Below are 23,352 nucleotides of genomic sequence, written 5' to 3' on the forward strand. Positions count from 1 at the left end.
GGAGTGATGAGCACACGAGGCAAAGAGAGCCAGATCGATAACATCGAGTTCAACGTTCTCGAGATCGCCAGAAGCAAGGCATTCTATGGCGCCGCATTCGGCTGGACTTTCACCGACTACGGCCCTGACTACACGGAGTTTACCGACGGCCGGCTGACCGGTGGCTTCACGGTCGGCGAGCCGGTCCGGCCGGGCGGCGCGTTGGTCATCCTGTACTCGGACGACCTGGTACGCGCGCAACGCAGCATCGAGGCCGCCGGCGGTAGCATCAGCCGCGCCGTGTTCTCGTTTCCCGGCGGGCGACGTTTCCACTTCATCGACCCGGATGGCTACGAGCTGGCGGTGTGGTCGGCCGATGCGGATAGCGGGCAGTAGGGGCGGCGAACGGTCGGCCGGCTGTGATGCAGGGCGCATGACAGCACAACATGTCGCTCAAAGCTGTCACAAGCGCGCGGGCCGGCGCGTCTGACAGGTGTAGAGAGCGCATCGTGCGCTCTCGCTGAACCGAAAAGGTCCACCATGTCTTCTGCTGCCCGCCTGCCATTTTTTTCCCTCGCCCCCAACGCACTGCATGCGCTGGTCAACTTGTCGAAGACCGTCGGCAAGAGTTCGATCGGCGAGCGCCTGTTCGAGCTGGTCAACCTGCGCGTGTCGCAGGTCAATGGCTGCGGCGTGTGTGTCGACATGCACTGGCGCTCACTGCTCAAGCAGGGCGCCGATCCGCGCCACCTCAATGCCATCGCCGGCTGGCGCGAGGCGCCGTTCTTCAGCGCGCGCGAACGGGCGGCACTGGGCTGGGCCGACGCCGTCAATGCGCTGCCGCAGCGCGACGACACCGACGCTGTTTACGGCGAACTGCGCGAGCATTTCAGCGAAACGGAAATCGTCGAGCTCAGCTACGTTATCGCCGCCATACGCGGTTGGAACGTGCTGAACCTCGCGCTGCGCAACCAGATCCCCGAGCAGCCCGCCCCGGGCTTTTAATCTTCGATCGGCTGCCAGTCATGAACGATCAACGCCAGCTACCGGCCCAGGATGTCTTCAACGAACTGCGGCCCCGGCTGTTTTCGATTGCCTATCGCATGCTCGGCATCCGCGCCGATGCCGAGGATGTCGTCCAGGATGCCTGGCTGCGCCTGCATGGCGCCGACCAGGATGCCGTGCAGTCGTTCGAGGCCTGGCTGGTGACGGTGACGACCCGGCTGGCCATCGACCGCTTGCGCTCCAGCAAGGCGGACCGCGAAGCGTACATCGGCTGGTGGCTGCCGGAACCCCTGGTCGAGCTGGATGAGAACACGCCGGAGCGCGCCGTCGAAATGGCCAGCGACGTGTCGGTGGCCTTCATGTGGGTGCTCGAGCGCCTGGCCCCGGAAGAACGCGCTGCATTCCTGATGCGCCAGGTGTTCGACACCGATTACGCCGATATTGCCTCGGCGCTGGGCAAATCGGAGGCCGCCTGCCGCCAACTGGTGCACCGCGCTATCGGCCGGGTGCAGCAGGAGCGGCCACGCTTCACGGTCCCGGTCGATGCGCATCGGGAACTGCTGGCTGCGTTCCGGGATGCGGCGGGCAAGGGGGATATGGACGCCATGCGTTCGCTAATGGCCGACGACGTCCAGCTGGTCTCGGACGGTGGCGGCAAGGTGAAGTCCTTCATGCGCATCCTGCGCGGCGCCGGGAGGGTGGCGGGCGTGTTCTGGTCCGTCGAGCATCAATACCCACGGCAGGTGGTGTACCGGTCGGCGAGCGTGAACGGCGAACCGGGGTTATTGCGCTACGTGGACGGCAAGCTCGAATCGGCGCAGGCGTTCATCGTGGATGGCGCGCACATCGTCGCGGTTTTTGTGATGCGCAACCCGGACAAACTCGCCACCCTCCCGCAGCACTTGTGAAGCGCCAGCGCGCGCACTGGTCCGGTGGCGCCGATGATCGTCAGCACGGCTGTACGTGCCGCGCCTGCACCGCAATGGGGAACACGCGGTCATAGGCAAGATTGAACAGAAAACCGTACACCAGATAAAAGGTCACGATCGCAAGATCCATGACCAGGGCCGCCCACAGGCCGATGCCCAGGTACCAGGCGATCATTGGAATGAGCATGACGACCAGGCCCGCCTCGAACAGGACGGTGTGCGCGACCCGGATCGCCATCGTCTTGTGAACGCTGCCGCGCAGGCGCAGCATGACGCGGTCGAATCCCAGGTTGAAGACGAAGTTCCACAGTGTGGCGACGGTAGCCGACACGACGCCGATCACGCCCATGTCCTGTACCGGCTGGTCGAACAGCGCTGCCGATCCGGGAATGAATATGGCCAGGGCCACGGCCTCGAACAGCAGGGCGTGGCGGACGCGGTCGCGGAATGTGCGCATATGGTTTGCTCCTTGTTATTGTCAGGGCGTGCAGACTGACCGCGGGGTCGTGCAGCGCCAAGGAAAACATCATCGCATAGTCAATAAATGTACACATAGACCAGAATTCGAGGCATAGTGCTCCGGATATGAAACACTTGAACTGGGATGATCTGCGCCTGCTGTCGCTGATTGCGCAGGAGGGCACCTTGCGGGGCGCCGCAAGGAAGGCGGGATTGAGCCCGGCCACATTGTCTCGCCGGCTCGACCAGCTCGAAGACGCGGTGGGCCAAAAACTCGTTGAACGTTTCCAGAGCGGTTGCATCCCGACCGCGTTCGGTGCGGATGTGTTCGCGCTGGCCGAGCAGATGGGCGACATCGCGCTGGAAGTCGAGCATGCGCGGGCGCAGCAGAATGCGCACGGGGCGTCCGGTGTGGTGCGGATCAACACCGACGAGTGGTTATCGTATTTCCTTACCACGCGCTTTGCGCCATTTCACGATGCCTACCCCGATGTGGAAGTGGAAATCGTCACCTCCCACCGCCCCTACAACCTGGCGCGGCGCGAGGCCGATATCGCGATCCGTCCTTATCGGCCCGAACAACTCGACCTCGTCACGCGCCAGATCGGCACCCTGTCCTTCGGCCTGTACTGCAGCCGGGATGTCGCAACGCGTCATGCGGCCGCCCTGGCCAGGCGCGACTGGACTGATGTGCCGTTCGTGGGGTTCGACGAGCCGCGCGCCGAGTTCCACTCCGATCGCTGGCTGCGGGCGCTGCCTGGCGCGCGCGCGCCGTGGATGCGCTGCAGCTACGGCCTCGGTATTCTCGATGGCGTCGCCCATGGCGCCGGCCTGGGTGTGCTGGCCACCTTTCTTGCCGTCGAGGCGCATGACCTGGTCGCCGCGCTGCCGCACATTCCCGAGCTCGACCAGGATATCTGGCTGTCGATGCACAGTGGCCTGCGCACGAGTGCACGCGTCAGGGCGGTCGTCGATTTCGTCGGGCAGCTGTTTGCGCAATACCGGGAAAACGGCGGTTGATGCCTGCGGCCAGGGGCGGGCGTTCGGTCAGCGCACGATCAGCACTGCGCGCACGCTGGCGTCGAGCGCACTGCGCTCGACATAACCGATCATCCCCGGGTTCTCTGCGATCATCTTGCGCATGGCATCGTTGCCGGCCACCTCCGCTGGTGGCTGGCCACGGCCGGTGAAGATCAATCTTGCCCAATGGGCCTTGACGAGGGCAGGGGTACGGTGCGTCACCTTGCTGTAGAACTCGTTACGCAATGGCGAACCGAGATCCTGGTCGATCGGCACGACTTCGCTGCCGTTCGGGAAGCGATTGGTCTGGGACAGGAAGATCTCGGCAACCTGGTCGGCACGCAGCGTCATCACGGGGCTGCGTGCCGAGACGATCACCGCCAGGTCTGCCGCCCGGGCGGCGTGAGGCGACAGCGCAAGTGCCGGGCACAGGCACAGGCACGTGAAAATAGGGCGCAGCAAGCGGTTCATCATGGTCAAAATACGACATCCATGCCAAGGCTGATCACGTTGAAGCTCTGGCCGGACCGGAAGCCGGGCTGGACATTGATCAGGGTGCCGATGGAGCCGCCGCGCGGCGTGACCCGGTCGAGCTGCGCCTTGAGGGCAACGTTCGGGGCGACATCCCAGCGCACGCCGACGCTGGCCGTGTCTTGCACACCGATCTGGCGCAGCTGGAAGTTCAGGGTGTCGTTCAAGAAGCCCGCCACGGCTGCCGCCTCGAGCGGCAAGCCTTCCAGCGGCAAGCCGGCCGTGTACGTGGGAAGGTTGGCAACCAGGCGCGCATACGTGGCATACGGCGCCACGTTGCCGAAGCGGCGGCCTGCCGAAAGATAAGAAGCGGTCTGGTCGCCCAGGATCGAGCCTGTGTTGATGCGGCCGCTTTCGCCGGTAACGAACCAGTCGCCCGGATCGTAGTTGAAGCCGGCGCTGAACACGCGCACATGGCGCTTGGCGGGATCGTAGCGCTGCGCCAGTGCCTCGCCTGGCGCCCCGAAGGCGCGCAAGCCATCGAACAGTGCTTCGGCGCCCGGCACCGCGAGCAGCGTCTGGGCCGCGGTAAAGCGCAGCGTCAGGGCGCCGGCGGTTGCGCTTTCGGTAAGGCCGACGATATTGCGGGCCTTGCCGGTGACATCCTTGTTCAGGCGTGCGGTGGCGCGGCCGAGCGAGAGCGTGGTCTCGTGCTTGACCTCGCCGGACTGCCAGCGGTAAGAGGCATCGACGCCATCGCTGTTGGCGATCGGTATCAGGCTGTAGAGCTCGACCGGCGCGCGCAGCCAGGGCAGGGCGTAACCCACCTTGCGGTAATCGGCCGCCAGGAACAGCGGCAGCGCAATGCGACCGGCGCGCAGCGACAACTCCGGCGTTGCCTGGAACTTCACGTTGGCCCAGGTGAGGTAAGTTTTATACGAATTCTCGACGCTTTTTTCTTGCGTTACCTGCACCACGGCCGACCAGCGCTTGTCGAACTGCACATCCAGCTGCGCACCGGCACGGCTATCCACATCGAAGGCCCATTCCCTGGAATGGCCCGCCTGGCCGGGAGAGTTGGGGTTGACCGTATAGTCTCCCTGGTCTTGCGTGGAATGGACGGCGGCAGCAGTGCCGAAGCCGGTGATGGTCGATTTCATCTGCGCTTTTGCCTGGCCGTGCGGCCAGGCCAGCAGGCACAGCAGTACGGCGGTGGAGGCAACGCTGCGCGCCGCCGGAATCTGAGACATGAATGACATTGATGGTGATGTGATGCGTATTACGGTGATAACGGCGCCCGTGGCGCCTGAGATGGCGTGAATGACCCGGCGCTTGCTGCAGCGCTTATGGCAGCGCCAGCCGCGCCGCGTCCGGCGTATCGAGCCGGAAAATGCTCACGACCTGTGCCAGGCCATGGGCGCGCTGCTGCAGCGAGTCGGCCGCCGTGGCGGTCTTTCTGACCATCTGGGCATTGTGTTGCAGGGACTTGTCCATGGCGTCGATGGCATCCGATATCGCTGTTACACGTACCGCCTGTTCTTCGCCGGCCACGCTGATCTTGCCGACCACGCCCGTCACATTGGTCACGCTCGACACGATGTCGTCCATCGTGCGCCCGGCTTCCTGGGCCAGCTTGCTGCCGGCGCTGACCTGACGCACCGATTCCTCGATCAGTCCCTTGATCTGGCGGGCGGCGTCGCCCGAACGCTGGGCCAGCTGCCGCACTTCAGCGGCGACAACGGCAAAACCGCGCCCTTGTTCGCCGGCGCGGGCTGCCTCCACTGCGGCGTTGAGCGCAAGAATATTGGTCTGGAACGCGATGCCATCGATGACGGCAGTGATCTCGGCGATCTGGCGCGACGACGTGTCGATCAACCCCATGCGCTCGACGACGACAGCCACCTGGCGTCCGCCGACGGCGGCAATGCCAGATGCCTGCGTCGCCAGTGCATTGGCCTGGTGGGCGTGATCGGCATTGGTACGGATGATGTCGCCGAGTTCGTCGATGGAGGCAGCGGCGCGGCCGAATGCCTCGGTCTGGTCCCGCGAGTGCTCGAACAGCAGTGCGCTGCCTTCGGCGATCTCGCTGGCCGCGCCGCGAGTGGTGTCGACCGTGTCGCGCACCTGACCGATCGCCGCCTGCAGCGTGTGCAGCACGTCGCGCAGGGCGCGGCCGCTACTGCTGGTGGCCGGCGCCAGCGTGCGCAGATCGATGATGCCGTGCTGCGCCTGGAGCATCGACACGCTGGCGCGCAGCTCGGCCGAACGTAGCGCTTCGCGTTGCAGCACCAGGGCGATGTAGCACAGCACCATGGTCTCGACAATGACGTATCCGGCGTGGATGAAAACGATTGCCAGGCCCGGTCTGGTCAGGCAAATGACGCCATAGCCGAGTTCTTGAAGATAGTTGAAGCTGAAATGGTGCACGGCGGTCAGGCCTGCCGCGAGCATGATCACGCGCCAGTCGCGGTAGCACAGCAAGATTGCGAGCGAAACAAAAATCCCGAAATGCAGCTCTTCCCGGCCATTGCCTTGATGGATGTGCAGGGCGCACATCGCCATCAGGGCGGCGGCATTGACCATGCGGCTCGACAGGGTGCCGCTGGCCAGGAACGTGACACCGCTCGCCAGTGCGACAATCGGCAAGCCCACCACCAGCGACCACGTCAGGGTGTCATGGATACCTGCCAGCGCCAGCGAAAACCCCAGCATGGCCCAGAGAACGACGATGAGAAGACGATCGGCTTGGCGGTGGACAGGTGTCAGGTTGGCTGCAGTGGGCATCATGGTCGTGGACAACAGTGTATGTCGACATTAGACCTGAAAAATATAGATTGGGAGCAACAACCGTTGTATTTTTGATGCCGAGCATCGTCAAATTCCTTGAATTTCCCGCGGTGATTGCTTGATTGATACTGATCAGACCGATGAAAACCGGTAAATTTGATGAAATGCTGAGTTAGTTATGGAGAGTTAAATAACGAATCAGCAACAGGATGCATCGTATTTACCTTTTTATTCGTGAAATCTTGCATATCGGCTATAAATTCTGACGATCCGTACAAAGTTCCGTATTGTGACGTTGCACTGGCATGCCATCTCCGCCGGCTGCTCCCATTTCAGCGAGCCAGCGGGCCTTGCAGTCGGCCCAAGCGCTGGCGCAAGCGCACGACCGAATAGCCGACAGTGCCCAGATACAGGCTGACGATCGTGCCCAGAATGACAAGCGACGGCACGGACAACTGGGCATAGGCGCGCTGCTTGTCGATCGTGAGAAGGATGATGAACAGCGGCAGGCCGCTGACGACGAGCACCGAGACCAGGCGCCTGAACTTTTCGGCTTTCGATGCACTGTCGGTGAAGATCTCGGGAACCCGGCCATCGACGGCCGGCGTGCGCCAATAATGCCAGCCGACCGTGGCGGCGGCGAGCGACCAGCCCGCGTCATCCATCAGTTGCGCGAATGCCGGGTCGCTACCCGTGCCAGGAAAATCAAGGCGGTAGACGATGTCGGCAGGCGCGCCGATGCGAAATGTCCAGAAGCACAGCGGATTCACGTTGATCAGATGAAAGCCCTGCTGGGCCATGGCGCGCAGCCATGCTTCCTGCTCCTCATCCTGATGAGCGAAGAAAAACCTGAATTTCGTCACTGTCTTGCTCACGCTGCGTCTCCCTGATTGGATGTTGAAACCGCAAATTGTCCATTGCGGACCATGATGCCAAGGCGTCGTACTTGTTCGGCCAGCACCAGGCGTCCCTTGCTCGTCAGCGCATAGGTCTTGCGCCGGTCGATCTCGCTCACCTTGTCGATCAGGCCCTGCTTTTCCAGCGTGGCGAACGCGCCGTACAAGGTGCCTGGACCGATCACCACATTTCCCTCGCTCATCGCTTCGACTTTTTGCATCAGCGCATAGCCGTGCAGAGGTTCGTGCAGCGCGGCCAGGACGTAATAGGTGGCTTCGGACAGGGGCAGGTATTTCGCGTAGTTGATGTCCAAGAAACCTCCCATGCATGTGTGTATCGACTAACGACATACCGACTTCCGATATAGTAGCCTGAAAACAGCTTGGTTCAGACGTAATCGGCGTCTTGTGGTGCTGAAGTCACACTCCTGTAATTTCTCGCGTTGATTTGTAAAGTTTTGCAAGCAAGGACACTGCTATTGCCGCGATGCGCGCCGTCAGTCGCCGCTGTTTGTAAAGAAGTGTTAGCGCCACCCCCTCGTCCTCGAGAGACATTTCAATAAAATCATATGGTTATGCGCCATCAGCCCCCGGCTGGTTGCCGCCTTGCGCCGCTGCTAGCATGAATCATCGATAACACGAGGACATTCATGCAACAGTTCAAGACGATCCCGCACCGCCTGCCGTGTGCACTGTTGGCAGTCATCGACATGGGCGGTGCATCATGGCTGTGACCCTCGCCAGCGCACCGCAGGCCGGCAATTCCAGACGCGACGTCGTACTCGGCATGGCGTTCGTCGGCCTGCTGTTCTTCATCCTCGGCTTTGTCACCTGGCTCAACGGGTCACTCGTGCCGTTCCTGAAGATCGTCTGCGGCCTGAACAATTTCCAGGCCCTGTGGGTGACCTTTGCGTTCTACATCGCCTACACCGCCATGGCCCTGCCATCGGCCGCCGTGCTGGTAAGGACCGGCTACAAGAAGGGCATGACGATCGGCCTGGGCATCATGTGCGTCGGGGCGCTGCTGTTCATCCCGGCGGCGCAAAGCGCACGCTACGAACTGTTCCTGGTGGCGCTGTTTACGCTGGCCAGCGGCATGACCCTGATGCAGACCGCGATCAATCCCTACATCGTCTGCCTTGGCCCGCGTGAGAGCGCCGCAATGCGCATCAGCATCATGGGCTTGTTCAACAAGGGCGCCGGGGTGGTGGTGCCGCTGGTGTTCTCCACGCTGATGCTGGCCGACATCGACAGCTTCTCGCATACCGCGCTCGAGGCGCTTGACCCGAGCGCCCGCGCCGCCGCCCGCGCCGGCCTGTCCGAGCGGCTGGTGCTGCCGTATATCTGCATGGCGGCGGTGCTGTTCGTGATCATGGTGTTCATCCATTGTTCGAATCTGCGCGATATCGAGCCCGAGACCGACAGCCCGGGCGTCGGCGTCGAGCGTACCGGCGTGCTGCAGTTCCCGCAACTGGTCTTTGGCGCGCTGGCGCTGTTCGCCTACGTCGGCGTGGAAGTCATTGCCGGCGACACCATCGGCCTGTATGGGCATGAACTGAATGTGGCCAACTTCGGCGTGTTGACGTCGTACACGATGATGTGCATGGTGCTCGGTTACCTGATCGGCGTGGTCGCGATCCCACGCTACCTCTCGCAGCAGCGCGCCTTGCTGTTCTCGGCGGTGGCAGGCCTGCTGCTGACAATCGGGGTGGCTACCGGTTCCGCTACCGACAGCGGCATCTCGCAAGCTCTCATCGGCTGGGCAGGGGTGCCGACGGTACCCGACACGGTCATGTTGCTCGCGCTGCTCGGCCTGGCCAACGCCATGGTGTGGCCGGCGATCTGGCCCCTGGCCCTGCAGGGACTGGGCCGCTACACTGCGAGCGGCTCGGCGCTGCTGGTGATGGCGATTTCCGGTGGTGCGGTCCTGCCCCTGCTGTATGGCCACCTGGCCGACCTGAACACCTCGCGCGGCGCCTACTGGATGCTGCTGCCGTGCTACGCCCTGATCCTCTGGTATGCGGCGTACGGCCACAAGATCCGTCGCTGGGGCCGCGGCAGGTCGTGACGCCATACCGCTTCCGCTACACCAATTGCACCATCAGGAACTGTCCGCACGGCGTCGCTGCGCGGTCCATCGTTTTTCATTTCATACCAGGAGCACCGGATGTCTCTACTGAAACCAAATAAAACGCTGATCAGTGTGGCTGTCGCCAGCGCCTGCATCGCCATGCCGGCCCTGGCGCAAGATACCGCAACGCCGACGACGCCCCGGCAAAGCACCGGTGAAGCGATCGCCGAAGTGAAGGTGACGGCAACGCGTCATTCGACCTCGCTGCTGCGTACCCCGGTCTCGGTCACCGCAGTCGGCCAGGATGAACTGACCCGCAAGGGCATCACCGACGTGCGCGGCCTGAGCGGCGAAGTGCCCAACCTGCAACTGGGCAGCGCGACCGATGGCAGCTCGGGCGTGAAGATTTCGGTACGCGGCGTGAGCAGCAATGACTTCACCGAGATCGGCAATCCGGCGGTGAGCCTGAACGTCGATGGCATCTACACGCCGCGCCCGCAGTCGGCGCTGGCGCTGCTGTTCGACCTGGAACAGGTCGAAGTGCTGCGCGGGCCGCAGGGCACGCTGTTCGGCCGCAATGCGACCGGCGGCAGCATCAACATCATTCCGAACAAGCCGCAATTCAATTCGACCGAAGGCAATGCCGGCCTGACGATCGGGCGCTACAACCTGCGCCAGGTGACGGCCGTGCAGAACATCCCGGTGAGCGACACCTTCGCGATGCGCGCCACGATGATGGTCATCAAGCGTGACAGCTACCTTAACCAGGAGCAGGATTTCTATGCCGCCGATTTTCCGCAGTTCGGCGTGACGCCCGCGCGCGATGCGGCCGGCAACGTCATCCCCGATGTCGACCAGCGGTTCAACCGCAAGGTCGGTTCCAGCGACGCGTACGGCAACAAGGACGAATGGGCGGCGCGCCTGCAGGGCCGCTGGAAGATCGCCAACAATCTCGAATGGCTCGGCGCCTACGAGCGCTACACCAACAAGGGCGCCGGCGACATCGCGCTCAAGGATTGCACGATGGCGGCCGGCACCGCCCACGCCTGTCCGGGCGGGCAGTGGGACGTCAAGATCAACCGGCCGGGTGAGCTCGACTGGAACATCGACACCTTCCGCAACCGCCTGACCTGGAGCCTGACGCCTACCGCCACAGTTGAATACAATGTGTCGCACTCGGTGCAGAAGCGCCGCCAGATCCGCGATGGCGATTCCGGTTACCAGCCACTGGCCGACGACATCAATATCTACGGCGGCTTCGTCAATGACTCGGCCGGATTCACCAACTCGTCGAAATTCAAGACGACCGTGCAGGAACTGCAATTGCGCGGCGAGCAGGGCAATCTGCGCTACGTCACCGGCCTGTTCTGGATGCACGAGAAGAACGCGATCGAATTCGGCGAAGACTCGATCTCGGCGATGGTCAATGCACCGGGCGCGCCGTACTACAACCTGTACAGCCAGACCGATCGCCAGGCCGAATCGATGGCCGCCTTCAGCCAGGTCGACTGGGCCTTCGCGCCAAAATGGAATTTGACGGTCGGCGGGCGCATGACGCGCGACGTGCGCGAAGACAAGGACGGCAAATTCTACGATTCGGGCACGACGGGCGACCCGTACTCGTACTTCCAGGGCCAGTACACGCCGATCCCGGGCCGCTTCTTTAACAGCAGCGACCTGAAACCGGGCATGGGTTCGTATTACGGTGTGGCCGGCATGGCCGGCATCACGCCCGACGTGAGCAGCAACCGCGACTCGTGGAACAAGTTCACCTGGCGCCTCGGCCTGAGCTACCAGGTCACGCCGGACGACTTCGTGTTCGGTTCGCTCTCGACCGGCTACAAGGCGGGCGGCTTCAGCGACAAGCAGAATATCTGCGCCCGTGGCCTGGGCGGCAACTGCGCCGACCGCGAGCCGGGCCCGCACTACACGTTCCTGCCATGGAAACCTGAAACGCTGACCAATTTCGAGGTCGGCTACAAGGGCCGCATGCTGGACAACCGCCTGTCGTTCTCGGCCACCGCCTTCCACAGCCGCTACAAGGACATGCAGATGACCGGCGCGGTCGAGATGGGCAAGATCATCCCGGCCATCCCGTGCACGGCGGCCAATCCATCGTGCGATTCCGCCGTGTTGTACGGCACCACCAATGCAGCCGAAGCGAAAATCTCGGGCCTGGAACTGGAAGGCAAATACCGGCCATGGGCTGGCGCCGAAGTGAACTTCCAGTACGCCCACCTGCGCGCCAAGGTGGTGTCGTATCCGGACTACACCCAGACCTGGCGCGATGTGCCGTGCGGCCCGTTTCGCGCCACCTACGGCGTCGAGCCATGCGTGCGCTACACCGGTCCGAACCAGGCGCTGGTCGGCCGCTTCCCGGCGAACGTGGTGGGGAATGATTTACCGAATGCACCGCGCAACTCGGCCCGGATCGAAGTCTCGCAGCGCTTCATGCTGGCCGGCGACTATGAACTCACACCGCGCCTGTCGGCCCGCTGGCAAGACAAGATGTACTTCAGCATCCAGAACCTGGACAACGCCAAGATTGGCAACCAGCAGGGCGCTTACGCCACCTACGACGCCTCGCTGCGTCTCGGTGCACCAGGCGGCAACTGGCGCGCCGAGCTGTACGTGAACAACCTGAACGATGTCTTTGCCAAGAACAACGCGCGCATCGTCGATCCGGGGTACGTCATCGGCCAGTACAACGAGCCGCGCATGTTCGGCCTGCGCGTGAGCGCCGACTGGTAACGGCGTGGTAACGGCGTGATAACAGCGTGATCGCCTGGCCGCCACTGGCGGCCAGGCGGCAACTGTCAGCAATACAGCCTTGAGGAGAACGCGATGCGTGATGCGAACAATGGTCGTGGCGGTGTGATGGCGGCGCTGGCCGGCGCCGGCATGATGGTGCTGGCTGGTTGCGGCGGCAACGGCGCCGACGGCGGCGCGCAGGCGGGCATGTCACGGCAATTGTCGACGGCGCCCGTGGCCGTCGCCGCCGCAGCGCCATGGCCGGTCTGGTCGGGCTGGGATTTTCCGTACAACGAGCCGCCCCTGGCCAGCGCGCCGGCGGTGGCGTTCGGTGTCTCGCAACTGACGCAATCGGCCACGCAGACCGTGTTTCGCGGTTCGCATGCGCTGCAGGCCGGCAGCGTGCAGGATTACCGCATCGGGGTGTTCGTGCACCATGACGTGTTCTATTACCAGGCCGATGCGACCGCCGTCATCGATGCCAACGGCACGTTCACGCTCACCCTGCCACGCGCGGTGGGCAGCGCCGACCGCGCCGTGCTGGTGCTCCACCCGGCGTCCTACAATCCGCTCTCCGGGGCCAACTGCAACGCTGCCGCCGGCTTTTGCAGCGGGCAGATCACGGGCACGACCAAGCTGTCATTGCCGGTCGATCCGGCGGCGCTCACGGCCTATACCGCCGCCTATTTTCCCGCGCCGGCGCCGTCCACCAACCCGCAGATCGCCGCGCTCCAGCGCATGATGAACACGCCGCAGGTCACTGGCGGGCCGCATGGCGCGGGGCGCCTGATCCGCAGCTTCCACGACATGGATTCGGCGTTCCTGTACGACCAGGCGCTGGCGGTGATCGCCTTCAGCCTGGCCGGCGAGCAGGCCAGCGCCGACCAGATCCTCAATGCCCTGGCCGCGTCGCAGACGGCGTCGGGCGCCTGGGTGTTTGCCTACCTGACCGATGGCGCCGACGCCAGTCCCGGGGTGGACATGCGCATCGCCGGGGCGAACGCCTGGCTCGGCATGGCGCTGAACGCCTACCAGAAAGCCTTCGGCAGCACGAAGTACCTGGCGATGTCGACCCGCCTGCACGACTATTTGCGCGCGCAAATCGTGCCCGTGACGATCAATGGCGCCAGCCGCAGCGGCTTGCGCTTCGCCCCGACCAACTACGTGCCGGGCCGCACCGGCATCTTCGCGCTGGAGCACCAGCTCGATGCCTACGCCAGCATGCACCAGTACCACGCGCTCAATGGCGGCGCGCCGTACCTCGCCGCCGCCGCGGCATTGCGCGGCATGTCCGAGGGCCTGTGGAACGGCACGCGCTTCCTGGGCGGCTATGACGCCAACACGCAAACGCTCAACACGAGCGAGCGCTATCTCGATACCTATTCGTGGTCGGTCCTCGCGCTGGGAAACACCGGCAGCGCGGGCCAGAACTTCGCCGCCGCCCTGCCGGCGATGTGCGACTATTTCAACGTGGACGGGCGGCTCGATTACCCGTCGCGCAAGGTGACCGGGATCGTCGGCTTCTACGACGTCATCTACGACAACGCGCCGTCTGCCACGCCGTTCGTGTGGAGCGAGGGCAGCCTGGGCGCGATCATGGCCATGCGCCAGGGCGCGCCCGCCATGGCGTGCGCCGGCAACGGCGCCAACCAGATGCTCGAGTCGCTCAACTACATGGTCGATAAGCTGGGCAGCATGCCGTACGCGACACGCAATGCCGATGCGAGCTTCACCAGCTCTGGCAGCGTGGCGGGCACGGCCTGGCTGTATTACGCGAACCGGAACAAGAATCCGTACGCGCATTATTGAGAAGGGCCGGTCGATGCGATTCGCTGTCTTGTTTGCCTTTGCACTGCTGATGCTGGCAGCGCCGCTCACCCGCGCCGGCACCCTGCTGATCGAGAGCTGGCGCGTGGACGACAAGGCGCTGTGGGAAAACGTGCTGATTCCGGCGTTCCAGCGAAGCCATCCCGGCATCGAGGTGAGATTCGCACCGACTGCGCCCACTGACTATGACGCACGGCTCGCGGCGCGCCTGGCCGACGGCAGCGCCGGCGACCTGGTCGCATGCCGGCCGTTCGACGCCTCGCTGGCGCTGTACGCCCAGGGCCATCTCGAGCGCCTCGATGGCAAACCGGGCATGCAGTATTTCGAGCCGGGCGCCTTGCTGGCCTGGCAGACGGCCGGCGGCAAGGACGCCTTCTGCATGCCGGTGGCCTCGGTGATCCACGGTTTCATGTACAACAAGGCCATCTTCAGGAAGTACGACCTGCAGGCGCCGCGCACCGTGGACGAGTTTTTTCGCGTGCTCGACGTGCTCAGGAAGCACGGTGTGACGCCGCTCGCGCTTGGCCTGGCCGATGGCTGGGAAGCGAGCCAGCTGGTCTTTACCAACATCGGCCCGAATTTCTGGCGCGGCCAGGCCGGCCAGAAAGCGCTGGCCGAAGGGCGCGCCCGCTTGACCGATGCGCCTTTCGTCGAGGCGCTGCGCTTCGGTGCGCGGATGGGCACGTACTTGCCCGCGGGCGCCGCCACGCAAACCTATGCCCAGAGCCAGGCCATGTTCGCCGGTGGCCGCGCGGCGATCTATCCGGCAGGGTCGTGGGATATCGCGCGCTTTGGCACCACGCCCGGCCTGGAACTGGGCGTGTTCGCCGCACCCGTCAAACGGCGGGGTGACCCCTGCTTCATCTCGGATCACATGGACCTGGGACTGGGCGTGAACCGCAAGTCGAAGAACAAGGCCGACGCCTTCAAGTTCCTGGCCTGGGTCGGCTCGCAGGAATTTGCCGATATCTACAGCAACCGGCTGACCGGCTTCTTCACGCTGTCGAATCACCTGATCGCCGTGCGCAATCCGGTGGCCAAGCAGATGGTCGAGTGGCGCAACAGCTGCGCATCGACGGTACGGCTGAATGCCCAGGTGCTGCACCGGGGGCAACCCAGCATGGAAAGCGTGCTGTGGCGCGTCAACGCCGATGTGTTGAAAGGTACGCTGGCGCCGGAGCCGGCCGCCGCCACGCTGCAACGCGATTTCGACCGGTGGTACAAGCCGCCGCAACCCTGAACGACGACCGTATTTTTTTTGGCTGGATTGGAGAAATTCTTGGACAAGACAAACATGATTCGACGCTGCGCGCTGGCGGCGCTGCTCCTGGCTGCGTTCACGTCGGCCAGCAAGGCCGCCGCGCCGGCAAACCAGGCCGCACCTGCAGTGGTGGCCAGCAGCGTCGCCAGCAGCGTCGCCAGCGCCGCCAGATTGCAGATGCGCTGGGAACTGCTGCGCAACGAGTACACGCCGCAGATGCCGCAGGGGCGGGCGCAGGCGCGCATGATCCTGGCCAATCACGACAGCGCGCCACTGCCGGTCAGTGGCTGGGCGCTGTACTTCAACAGCATGGACGGCGTCGTCACCGGCCCGGTGACAGGCGGTCTGCGCATGGAGCAGGTGTCGGGCAATCTGTTCCGGCTGCTGCCGCAACCGGGCTTTGCGGGCCTGGCGCCGGGCCAGACGATCAACATCGACTATTACCACCCGCAGCCGATCATCAAGATGGCGCGTGCGCCGATCGGACCGTACCTGGTGTATGACGCGCAGCCGGATATCGGCATGGCGATCGGCGACTTCGCGCTGTTGCCGGTGACGCGGCCCGAGCAGCTCGACAAGGGCGATATCGGCGTGAAGCCGGTGGTCACGGCAGCCGATACCTATCGCAGCAACCTGCGCGCCGACCTGCTGCCGGCGGATGCGCTGCCGCCGGTGCTGCCCACGCCCCTGCATCTGCAGCAAGGCAGCGGCGCGCTGCGCCTGGCGGGCATGCCGTCGGTGAGCGCGGCGCCGGCGCTGGCGGGCGAGGCGGCCCTGGTGCGCTCGCTGTTTCCCGCTAATCTGAAGGGCCATGGGCCGGCAGTGCGCCTGAGCGTGGGCAAGGTCGAAGGCCAGACCTCGCCCGAAGCCTACAGTCTCACGGTGCGCGCCGGCAGTGGAAACAACGGCGGCATCACGATCGTCGGCAACAGTCCGGCCGGCGTGGCCCATGGCGTGCACACCCTGCGCGACCTGCTGCCCTTGCCCGGCGCCACCGCGCAATCGCTGCCCGAGGTGACGATCGTCGACGCGCCACGGTTCGAGTACCGCGGTTTCATGCTCGACGTCTCGCGCAACTTCCATACCAAGGCGACGGTGTTCAAGTGGCTCGACCTGATGGCGCGCTTCAAGCTGAACAAATTCCACTTCCACCTGACCGAAGACGAAGGCTGGCGCCTCGAGATTGCCGGCCTGCCCGAACTGACGTCGATCGGCGCCGTGCGCGGTCACAGCGCGAAACCGGGCGTGCGCCTGCGGCCGGCCTACGGCTCCGGGCCCGACCCGCGCGATGCGAGCGGCAGCGGCTATTACACCCGCGCCGATTACATCGAGATCCTGCGCTACGCTGCTGCGCGCCACATCGAGGTGATTCCCGAGATCGAAATGCCGGGCCACGCACGCGCCGCGGTACAGGCGATGGAAGCGCGCTATCACCGCCTGAAGGCTGCCGGCGACAAGGATGCGGCCAAGTACCTGCTCAACGACTTCGACGACAAGTCGGTCTACAAATCGCCGCAGCTGTACAACGACCACGTGCTCAATCCGGGCCTGGAATCGAGCTTCACGTTCGTCCAGCACGTGGTGGACGAAGTGGTCAAGCTGCACCGCGAGGCCGGCGTGCCGCTGCACACCATCCACATGGGCGGCGACGAACTGCCCAATGGCGCCTGGGAACAGTCGCCGGCCAGCCGCGCCATGATGGCGAAGCACCAGCTGGAATCGACGGCCGACTTGTGGGATTATTTCTACGAACGGGTCGACGGCATGCTGCGCAAGCATGGCCTGTACACGTCCGGCTGGGAAGAACTCGCGGCGCGCAAGACGACCCTGCATGGCAAGAACAAGCTGATCCCCAATCCGCGCTTCACGCAAAAGGGTTTCAGCGCCTGGGTCTGGAACAACACCGAAGGCGCCGAAGACCTGGCCTACCGGCTGGCCAATGCCGGCTACGATATCGTGCTCGCGCCGGTGACCAAGCTGTATATGGACATGGCGTACAACCCGAATCCGGAAGAGCCGGGCATGAACTGGGGCGACTACGTCGAGCTGGAGACGACCTACGACTTCATCCCGTTCGATTACCTCAAGAATGCGACCGACGCCGCGCGCATCGGCAAGGACGGCCTGACCGACTACGGCAAGCGGCGCGTGCGCGGGCTGGAAGCGACGCTGTTCACGGAAACCGTGCGCGACCCCGCCGGCATCGATTACCTGGTCATGCCGCGCCTGCTGGCGGTGGCCGAACGTGCCTGGGCGCCGGATCCGGCCTGGGTCACCGAGCCTGACGCCGCCAAGGCAGCGACGCTTCATCGCGGCGCCTGGTCGGGTTTCGTCAACGCCCTGGGCCAGCGCGTGCTGCCGCGCCTCGACCTCGATGGCAGCGCCGTGGCGTACCGCATCGCGCCGCCTGGCTTGCTGCTCGACGGCGAACGGGTGCTGGTCAATCATGTGTTGCCGGGCATTGCGCTGCGCTATACCACCGACGGCAGCACGCCGGGCGCCACCAGCAAGCCGGTGACCGGACCGATCACCGAACGGGGTCTGATCCAGGTCGCGGCTTTTGATCGCAATGGCAGGGCGGGACTGGTGGCGCGCATCGATCGCCGCTGACCCCGATGGCCCGAAATGCCCGTTGGGCAGGCAGTGGCGGCGCTATAATCAGCGTTTTCTGCGGGATATCGGGTGATAGCGTCGATCGGAAAAGTGGCCTGGTTCTGGAATCGCTGGCAGCGCTGTCGCCACCGACGCGTCTGGCCCGCCGCTATGCCTGCCGCCATGCTGGCCGCCTGCATGTGCCACGGCGCCGCGCAGGCGGCGGCGCCGATGCTCGCGATCGTGCCGCCAGCGCCCGTGGCGTCAAGCGCCGCACCGGCCTCCGGCCTGCAGGTCCTGCACTGGTGGACCTCGGCCAGCGAGCGCCGCGCCGCCGACCTGCTGGCGCAGCGTCTGGGCAAGGAAGGCGTGCAGTGGCAGGACGCCGCCATTCCCGGCGGCGCCGGCATCGGCGCCGGCAAGGTCCTCAAGGGCAGGGTGCTGGCCGGCGATGCGCCGGAAGTCACGCAGATCATCGGGGTGTCGGTGGCGGAATGGGCCGAAATGGGCCTGCTGCTCGAACTCGACAACGTGGCCGTCGCCGACAACTGGAGCGGCGTGCTGTTCCCCACCATCCAGAACCTCGTCCAGTACCGCAAGCACACGATGGCCGCGCCGCTCGGCATCCATCGCGTCAATACCCTGTTCTACAACCGCGCGCTGTTCGCCCGCCTCAAACTGACGCCGCCCACCACCTGGAACGAATTCGACGCCGTCGCCGCGCGCCTGCTGGCCGCCGGGGTGCAGCCGCTGGCGCAAAGCAGCGAACCCTGGCAGGTGGCGGCACTGTTCGAGAACCTGGTGTTGGCCGAGAGCGGGCCGGCGTTCTATCGCGAGCTGTTCGTGCACCGCAGTCCCGCCGCGGCCTTCGATGCGCGTACCGCGCGCGCCCTGCAGCGCCTGCGCACCATCAAGGGCTGGGCCGGGGGCCAGCTGGCCGAGCGCCCCTGGACCGACGTCGTGCGCCGCTTCGCCGCCGGCCAGGCCGGCATGATGATCATGGGCGACTGGGCCAAGCCCGAGCTGGGCGAGAACAGGATGGTGCTCGACCAGGATTACGGCTGCGTCGGCGCACCGGGCACCGGCGGGTATCACCTGTACAGTGTCGACACGTTGTCGATGTTCGCCGGCGACTACCGGCACAGTCAGGCCCAGGAAAAGATGGCGCGCCTGCTGCTGTCGCCGTCGATCCAGGCCGACTTCAATCTTCTCAAGGGCGCGGTGCCGGTGCGGCGCGATGCCGAGCCGGCACGCATGGACAGCTGTTCGAGGGCCTCGTGGACCATCTTCGCCAGCGGCGAGGCCGTGCAGGCGCCAAGCCTCGTGCACCGGATGGCGACCGACGAAGCGAGCCGCGACGCCATCATCGCCGAAGTGCACCGCTATGTGCTCGACGACAGCGTGCCGGTGGCCGTGGCGCAGCGCCGTCTGGCGGCCTTGTTCAGACTATTCAATATAACCAGCCAGGGGACGCCGGGTGCGCAAGATACTGATCGTAGACGATGACCAAAAGACCCGCGTGCTGCTCAAGACGTATCTGGAGAAAAACCAGTACGAAGTGATCCTGTCGCACAATGGCGAGAGCTTCCTGGCCGAGTTCCATGCACACATCGAGGGCTTGTCGCTGGTGATCCTGGACGTGATGCTGCCCGACACCGATGGCTTCGCGCTGTGCAAGCAGGTGCGCCAGCGCTCGAACGTACCGATCATCATGCTCACGGCCAGCTCGGACGAAACCGACCGCATCGTCGGTCTGGAGCTCGGCGCCGACGACTATATCGCCAAGCCCTACAGCCCGCGCGAGCTGCTGGCCCGTATCAAGGCGATCCTGCGCCGCGCCGCGCCCGAAGCGCCGTCGGTGCGCTACCACCGGTTCGTCGGCTTCACGCTCGACCTGATGGAGCGCAAGGTGACCGATAGCCAAGGCAACCCGGTGGCGCTCACCGGGCTCGATTTCCAGCTGCTCAAATACTTCACCGAACACCCCGGCAAGATCCTCGATCGTGGCCTGCTGTGCGAGGAAACGCGCGGGCGCGACGCTGGCCCGCTCGATCGCTCGCTGGACGTGCAGATCAGCCGCCTGCGCCTGCGCCTGAACGACGACGGCAAGCAACCAGCCTTGATCAAGACGGTGCGCGGGGCCGGCTATGTGTTCTCGGCCGACGTCAGCGTGTCCAGTGTCTAGCCGTGCCGGCAACTGGCTGGCGCGCACGCTGCGCCAGCCGTTGCAGCGCCTGGTGCCGGCCTCGCTCCTTGGCCGCCTGACGCTCGTAATGGTGGCCGGGGTGCTGGTCACGCAACTGGCGGCCAGCGCGATCTGGGCCAGCCAGCTGCGCGCCAGGTCGCAGGTCGAGGCGCAGTCGTCGGCCCAATATGTGGCGCACAGCGCGGCCGGTGCGATCCGCTTCTTTCGCAGCCTGCCGCCGGCTTACCGGCTGTTGATCATCCAGCAGTTGCGTGAAATGGGCGGCACCCGCTTTTTCGTCAACCTCAATCATGCCTACGTGCCGATCGAGGAAATCGCGCCGCACCCGCTCGCGCACAGCGTGATCGCCACCGTCGACGCCACGCTCAGGAGCGACCTGCCGCATTCACCGGGTTTCCGGCTCGCCTTCGCCCAGCCCAACCGGCTCGTGGTGGCCGAACACGATGTGCGCCTGGACGACTTGCCCGCCGCCTGGGTCCAGCATGTGCTGCTGCTCAAGCCCGACCCGGCCCCGATCCTGGTGATCCAGACCGAGATCGAGCCGGGTAACTGGCTGTACATGGCGGCGCTGATGCCGAACCCGTATTTCCTCGACAGCAGCGACCCGTTCGCGTGGGATCGCCTGATGCCGCAAATCCTGTCGCTGGCGGTGGTCCTTCTGCTTTGTCTGCTGGTCGTGCGCTCGATCACGCGCCCGCTGGCCGCGTTGTCCGATGCCGCTTCGGCGCTGGGGCAGGGCCATGACGAAGAGGCGCGCCCGCTACCCGAAACCGGCAGCCGTGAATTCATCAACACCGCGCGCGCGTTCAGCGCGATGCGCGAGCGCATCGGACGCTACATCGACGACCGCGAGCGCTTGTTCATCTCGATTTCGCACGACCTGCGCACGCCCATCACGCGGCTCAAGCTGCGCGCCGAACTGCTGGACGATGAAGCGCTGCGCGACGAGTTCGAAGAAGATCTCGATGAACTCGATATGATGGTCAAGGGTGCGCTGCAATGCGTGAAGGACAGCGACATCCACGAAAACCCGACCGAGATCAAGCTCGACACGATGCTGGGCCGCATGGTGCGCAGCGCGGAACTGGCCGGCCATGTCGTGGCTTGGCAGCCGACCGGGATGACCGTGCGTGGCAAGCCGCTGGCGCTCAAGCGCGCGCTCGGCAACCTGCTCGACAACGCGCTGTTCTATGGCGCGCGCGCCGAGATCAGCGTGCGTCATGAACCGGGTAGTGTGCTGATCTGCCTGCGCGACCACGGACCCGGCGTACCGGATGAAGCGTTTGCCAGCCTCTTCGATCCGTATGTGCGACTGGCCCATGGCCGCGAGCAGAACGACGGCGGCATGGGGCTGGGCCTGGGCATTGCGCGCGGCGTGATCGAGGCGCATGGCGGCCGGCTGGCACTGTCGAACCATCCCGAGGGCGGACTGAACGCTGTTGTGCGCCTGCCTGCGGATTGATCCGGATTGCCTCTCTCATGCGCCAGGAGCCCTTCATGCCAATGACGTTCGACGACGCCGTGCTGGACGAAGCGAAACGCTTCAATGCCAGGCCTTCTCGCATGCCGCGCTTCGGCATGCGCCATCGTTTCATGGCGCCGCTCCTGCAGGCTTTGCTGCGCCTGTCCCAATGCGGCGCCGACCGAAAGTTGCGCCGCGCCGGCCTGCAGGTCGAGACACGCACCGTGGTGATCGAGGCAATGCAGGTGCAGATCCGCATCGTGCGCCCGCACGGACCGGCGGCCGGCCTGGTGCTCGACATCCATGGCGGCGGCTGGGTGATCGGCAATGCGCGGATGAACGACGCCTTCAATGCGGACTTTGCCAGCAAGTGTGGCCTGGCCGTGGTGTCGGTCGACTACCGCCTGGCTCCGCGCGTCTCGGTGCATCATCAGATGGAGGAATGCCTGGCCGTTGCGCGCTGGCTGCTGCACGATGGCTTGCCAGAGTACGACGGCTTGCCGGTCGTCGTGGTGGGGGAGTCGGCAGGTGCGCAGTTGGCTGCGGCCACGCTGCAGCGGCTGCGGGCCTGGCCGGCGCTGCTCGGGCGCATCGCCGGCGCGGTGTTGTACTACGGCGTCTACGACATGGCCGGCACCGACAGCGTGCGCAGTGCAGGGCCGGCCACGCTGGTGCTCGACGGGCCGCGCATGCTTGCTGGCCTGCGCATGCTCACGCCCGGCCTCGACGACGCCGCGCGCCGTCAGCCGCCGCTGTCACCGCTGTTCGGCGACCTGGCCGGCATGCCGCCGGCGTTGATGATCGTCGGCAGCCGCGATCCGCTCATCGATGACACGGTGCGGCTGGCGCAGCGCTGGCGGCAGGTGGCCGCCACCGAACTGAACGTGGTGCCCGAGGCGCCGCACGGCTTCATTCACTTTCCGACGTCGATCGCGACAGTGGCGGGCGAGTACGTGCGGGCGTGGGTCAGGCACTGCGTGGCAGCAGCGGACAGCCCCGCGGCCGTCAGCGCATCTGCGTGACGTGCGCTTCGCGCAGCGCGCGCCAGCCAAGACGCGCGGCGATGATGCGGCGGTAGGGCGTGTCGATATGGGCCGGCGTGCGGCGGATGTAATGCTCGGCGGCGGCGCGCTGCTCCCCCGTACAACTGCCCAGCCATGTCACCACTTCGTCGGCCGTCGGCACGCGGCCGTTCTCGCCATCGAACTTTGGCGGGATCGCAGTCCAGATGGCGGCGTCGATACCCTTGGTGCGCAGCCAGGCGGCCACGCGCGGATTCTCTCGCGCGCCGTCCTTGGCCCAGACACTGCCGATCCATTCGGGCCGGGTTGGTGTGATCTTTTCGCGCGCGTGCAGCATGGCGCGGGCGTTCTGTAGATCGTTGGTAGCGACATAGGCCCAGTAGGTGGGCATGAGGCGCGCGCGCTCGCACAGCACGAGCGCCAGTTCAGGACTATCGTCGCTCTGGCGCGCAAATTCGATCGGCATGGCGGGCCCGTCCGGATGCCAGCCGGACGCGAGCTTCAAGCCTTCGGGTTTCCAGAGCAGCGAGCCCCAGGCGATACAAGCGATATTCATGGACTGGACTGATAAGGGAAAAGCCCAGTCTAGCCGCTCAGCCAAAAGAGGCGAGCAC

20 protein-coding genes are annotated in these 23,352 nt (G+C 65.0%); 13 read left to right on the forward strand and 7 right to left on the reverse strand.

Translation table 11 applies throughout. The features are described from left to right. The first annotated feature begins 6 nt into the window (after window positions 1–6). From AB2N08_RS15055 to AB2N08_RS15065, 3 genes are all read left to right on the forward strand, one after another. Window positions 7–375 (forward strand): VOC family protein, encoded by a 369-nt coding sequence (locus AB2N08_RS15055; protein ID WP_367611473.1) that lies wholly within the window; start codon window positions 7–9, stop codon window positions 373–375. Between the two features lie 144 nt (window positions 376–519). Continuing rightward, a complete protein-coding gene (locus AB2N08_RS15060) occupies window positions 520–984 on the forward strand; it encodes a carboxymuconolactone decarboxylase family protein (RefSeq protein WP_367611474.1) in 465 nt (154 codons plus the stop codon). Between the two features lie 20 nt (window positions 985–1,004). Continuing rightward, complete coding sequence (locus AB2N08_RS15065) at window positions 1,005–1,892, forward strand: RNA polymerase sigma-70 factor (protein WP_367611475.1); 888 nt, start codon at window positions 1,005–1,007, stop codon at window positions 1,890–1,892. A gap of 40 nt (window positions 1,893–1,932) precedes the next feature. Here the strand turns inward: AB2N08_RS15065 and AB2N08_RS15070 are convergent, their stop codons facing one another. Further along, the gene (locus AB2N08_RS15070; protein ID WP_367611476.1) at window positions 1,933–2,370 is read right to left on the reverse strand and encodes a PACE efflux transporter; all 438 of its coding nucleotides are present in this window, start codon (window positions 2,368–2,370) and stop codon (window positions 1,933–1,935) included. A 128-nt stretch (window positions 2,371–2,498) separates the two neighbouring features. Here AB2N08_RS15070 and AB2N08_RS15075 point away from each other — a divergent pair, with 128 nt between their 5' ends. Then, complete coding sequence (locus AB2N08_RS15075; protein ID WP_367611477.1) at window positions 2,499–3,392, forward strand: LysR family transcriptional regulator; 894 nt, start codon at window positions 2,499–2,501, stop codon at window positions 3,390–3,392. Between the two features lie 27 nt (window positions 3,393–3,419). On the opposite strand, the gene AB2N08_RS15080 is transcribed toward AB2N08_RS15075, so the two are convergent. The 5 genes from AB2N08_RS15080 to AB2N08_RS15100 form a co-directional block, all read right to left on the reverse strand. Next, window positions 3,420–3,866, reverse strand: coding sequence for a phosphate ABC transporter substrate-binding protein (locus AB2N08_RS15080; RefSeq protein ID WP_367611536.1), 447 nt, complete (start codon window positions 3,864–3,866; stop codon window positions 3,420–3,422). Window positions 3,867–3,868: 2 nt separating this feature from the next. Beyond that, a complete protein-coding gene (locus tag AB2N08_RS15085) occupies window positions 3,869–5,122 on the reverse strand; it encodes a hypothetical protein (RefSeq protein ID WP_367611478.1) in 1,254 nt (417 codons plus the stop codon). Between the two features lie 85 nt (window positions 5,123–5,207). After that, the gene (locus AB2N08_RS15090; RefSeq protein WP_367611479.1) at window positions 5,208–6,650 is read right to left on the reverse strand and encodes a methyl-accepting chemotaxis protein; all 1,443 of its coding nucleotides are present in this window, start codon (window positions 6,648–6,650) and stop codon (window positions 5,208–5,210) included. Between the two features lie 332 nt (window positions 6,651–6,982). Continuing rightward, window positions 6,983–7,525 (reverse strand): DUF2812 domain-containing protein, encoded by a 543-nt coding sequence (locus AB2N08_RS15095; protein ID WP_367611480.1) that lies wholly within the window; start codon window positions 7,523–7,525, stop codon window positions 6,983–6,985. Then, window positions 7,522–7,872, reverse strand: coding sequence for a PadR family transcriptional regulator (locus AB2N08_RS15100; protein WP_367611481.1), 351 nt, complete (start codon window positions 7,870–7,872; stop codon window positions 7,522–7,524). The genes AB2N08_RS15095 and AB2N08_RS15100 overlap by 4 nt, the downstream gene beginning before the upstream one ends. 398 nt (window positions 7,873–8,270) lie before the next feature. Between AB2N08_RS15100 and AB2N08_RS15105 the strand changes: the two genes are divergently transcribed. The 9 genes from AB2N08_RS15105 to AB2N08_RS15145 all read left to right on the forward strand — a co-directional run bounded on the left by AB2N08_RS15105 (window position 8,271) and on the right by AB2N08_RS15145 (window position 22,738). Further along, the gene (locus tag AB2N08_RS15105; protein ID WP_367611482.1) at window positions 8,271–9,614 is read left to right on the forward strand and encodes a sugar MFS transporter; all 1,344 of its coding nucleotides are present in this window, start codon (window positions 8,271–8,273) and stop codon (window positions 9,612–9,614) included. 99 nt (window positions 9,615–9,713) lie between these two features. Continuing rightward, window positions 9,714–12,368, forward strand: coding sequence for a TonB-dependent receptor (locus tag AB2N08_RS15110; RefSeq protein WP_367611483.1), 2,655 nt, complete (start codon window positions 9,714–9,716; stop codon window positions 12,366–12,368). A 93-nt stretch (window positions 12,369–12,461) separates the two neighbouring features. Then, the gene (locus tag AB2N08_RS15115) at window positions 12,462–14,177 is read left to right on the forward strand and encodes a hypothetical protein (protein ID WP_367611484.1); all 1,716 of its coding nucleotides are present in this window, start codon (window positions 12,462–12,464) and stop codon (window positions 14,175–14,177) included. Window positions 14,178–14,190: 13 nt separating this feature from the next. Then, a complete protein-coding gene (locus AB2N08_RS15120; protein ID WP_367611485.1) occupies window positions 14,191–15,435 on the forward strand; it encodes an ABC transporter substrate-binding protein in 1,245 nt (414 codons plus the stop codon). 54 nt (window positions 15,436–15,489) lie between these two features. Beyond that, window positions 15,490–18,066, forward strand: coding sequence for a family 20 glycosylhydrolase (locus tag AB2N08_RS15125; protein WP_367611486.1), 2,577 nt, complete (start codon window positions 15,490–15,492; stop codon window positions 18,064–18,066). A 153-nt stretch (window positions 18,067–18,219) separates the two neighbouring features. Continuing rightward, window positions 18,220–19,554 (forward strand): ABC transporter substrate-binding protein, encoded by a 1,335-nt coding sequence (locus AB2N08_RS15130; RefSeq protein ID WP_367611487.1) that lies wholly within the window; start codon window positions 18,220–18,222, stop codon window positions 19,552–19,554. After that, the gene (locus AB2N08_RS15135; RefSeq protein ID WP_367611488.1) at window positions 19,526–20,233 is read left to right on the forward strand and encodes a response regulator; all 708 of its coding nucleotides are present in this window, start codon (window positions 19,526–19,528) and stop codon (window positions 20,231–20,233) included. The genes AB2N08_RS15130 and AB2N08_RS15135 overlap by 29 nt, the downstream gene beginning before the upstream one ends. Before the next feature lie 88 nt (window positions 20,234–20,321). Next, window positions 20,322–21,716, forward strand: a complete 1,395-nt coding sequence (locus AB2N08_RS15140; protein WP_367611537.1) for an ATP-binding protein — start codon at window positions 20,322–20,324, stop codon at window positions 21,714–21,716. Window positions 21,717–21,751: 35 nt separating this feature from the next. After that, window positions 21,752–22,738 carry an alpha/beta hydrolase gene (locus AB2N08_RS15145; RefSeq protein WP_367611489.1) on the forward strand — a complete coding sequence of 329 codons (987 nt, stop codon included), beginning with the start codon at window positions 21,752–21,754 and terminating at the stop codon, window positions 22,736–22,738. Here the strand turns inward: AB2N08_RS15145 and AB2N08_RS15150 are convergent. Next, entirely contained in the window at window positions 22,722–23,294 is a 573-nt protein-coding gene (locus tag AB2N08_RS15150) for a hypothetical protein (RefSeq protein ID WP_367611490.1), read from the reverse strand. The two genes, AB2N08_RS15145 and AB2N08_RS15150, sit on opposite strands and share 17 nt — an antisense overlap. Between the last annotated feature and the right edge of the window lie 58 nt (window positions 23,295–23,352).

The sequence above is a fragment of the Massilia aurea genome (genome assembly GCF_040790145.1).
Lineage (GTDB): Bacteria > Pseudomonadota > Gammaproteobacteria > Burkholderiales > Burkholderiaceae_D > Telluria > Telluria aurea_C.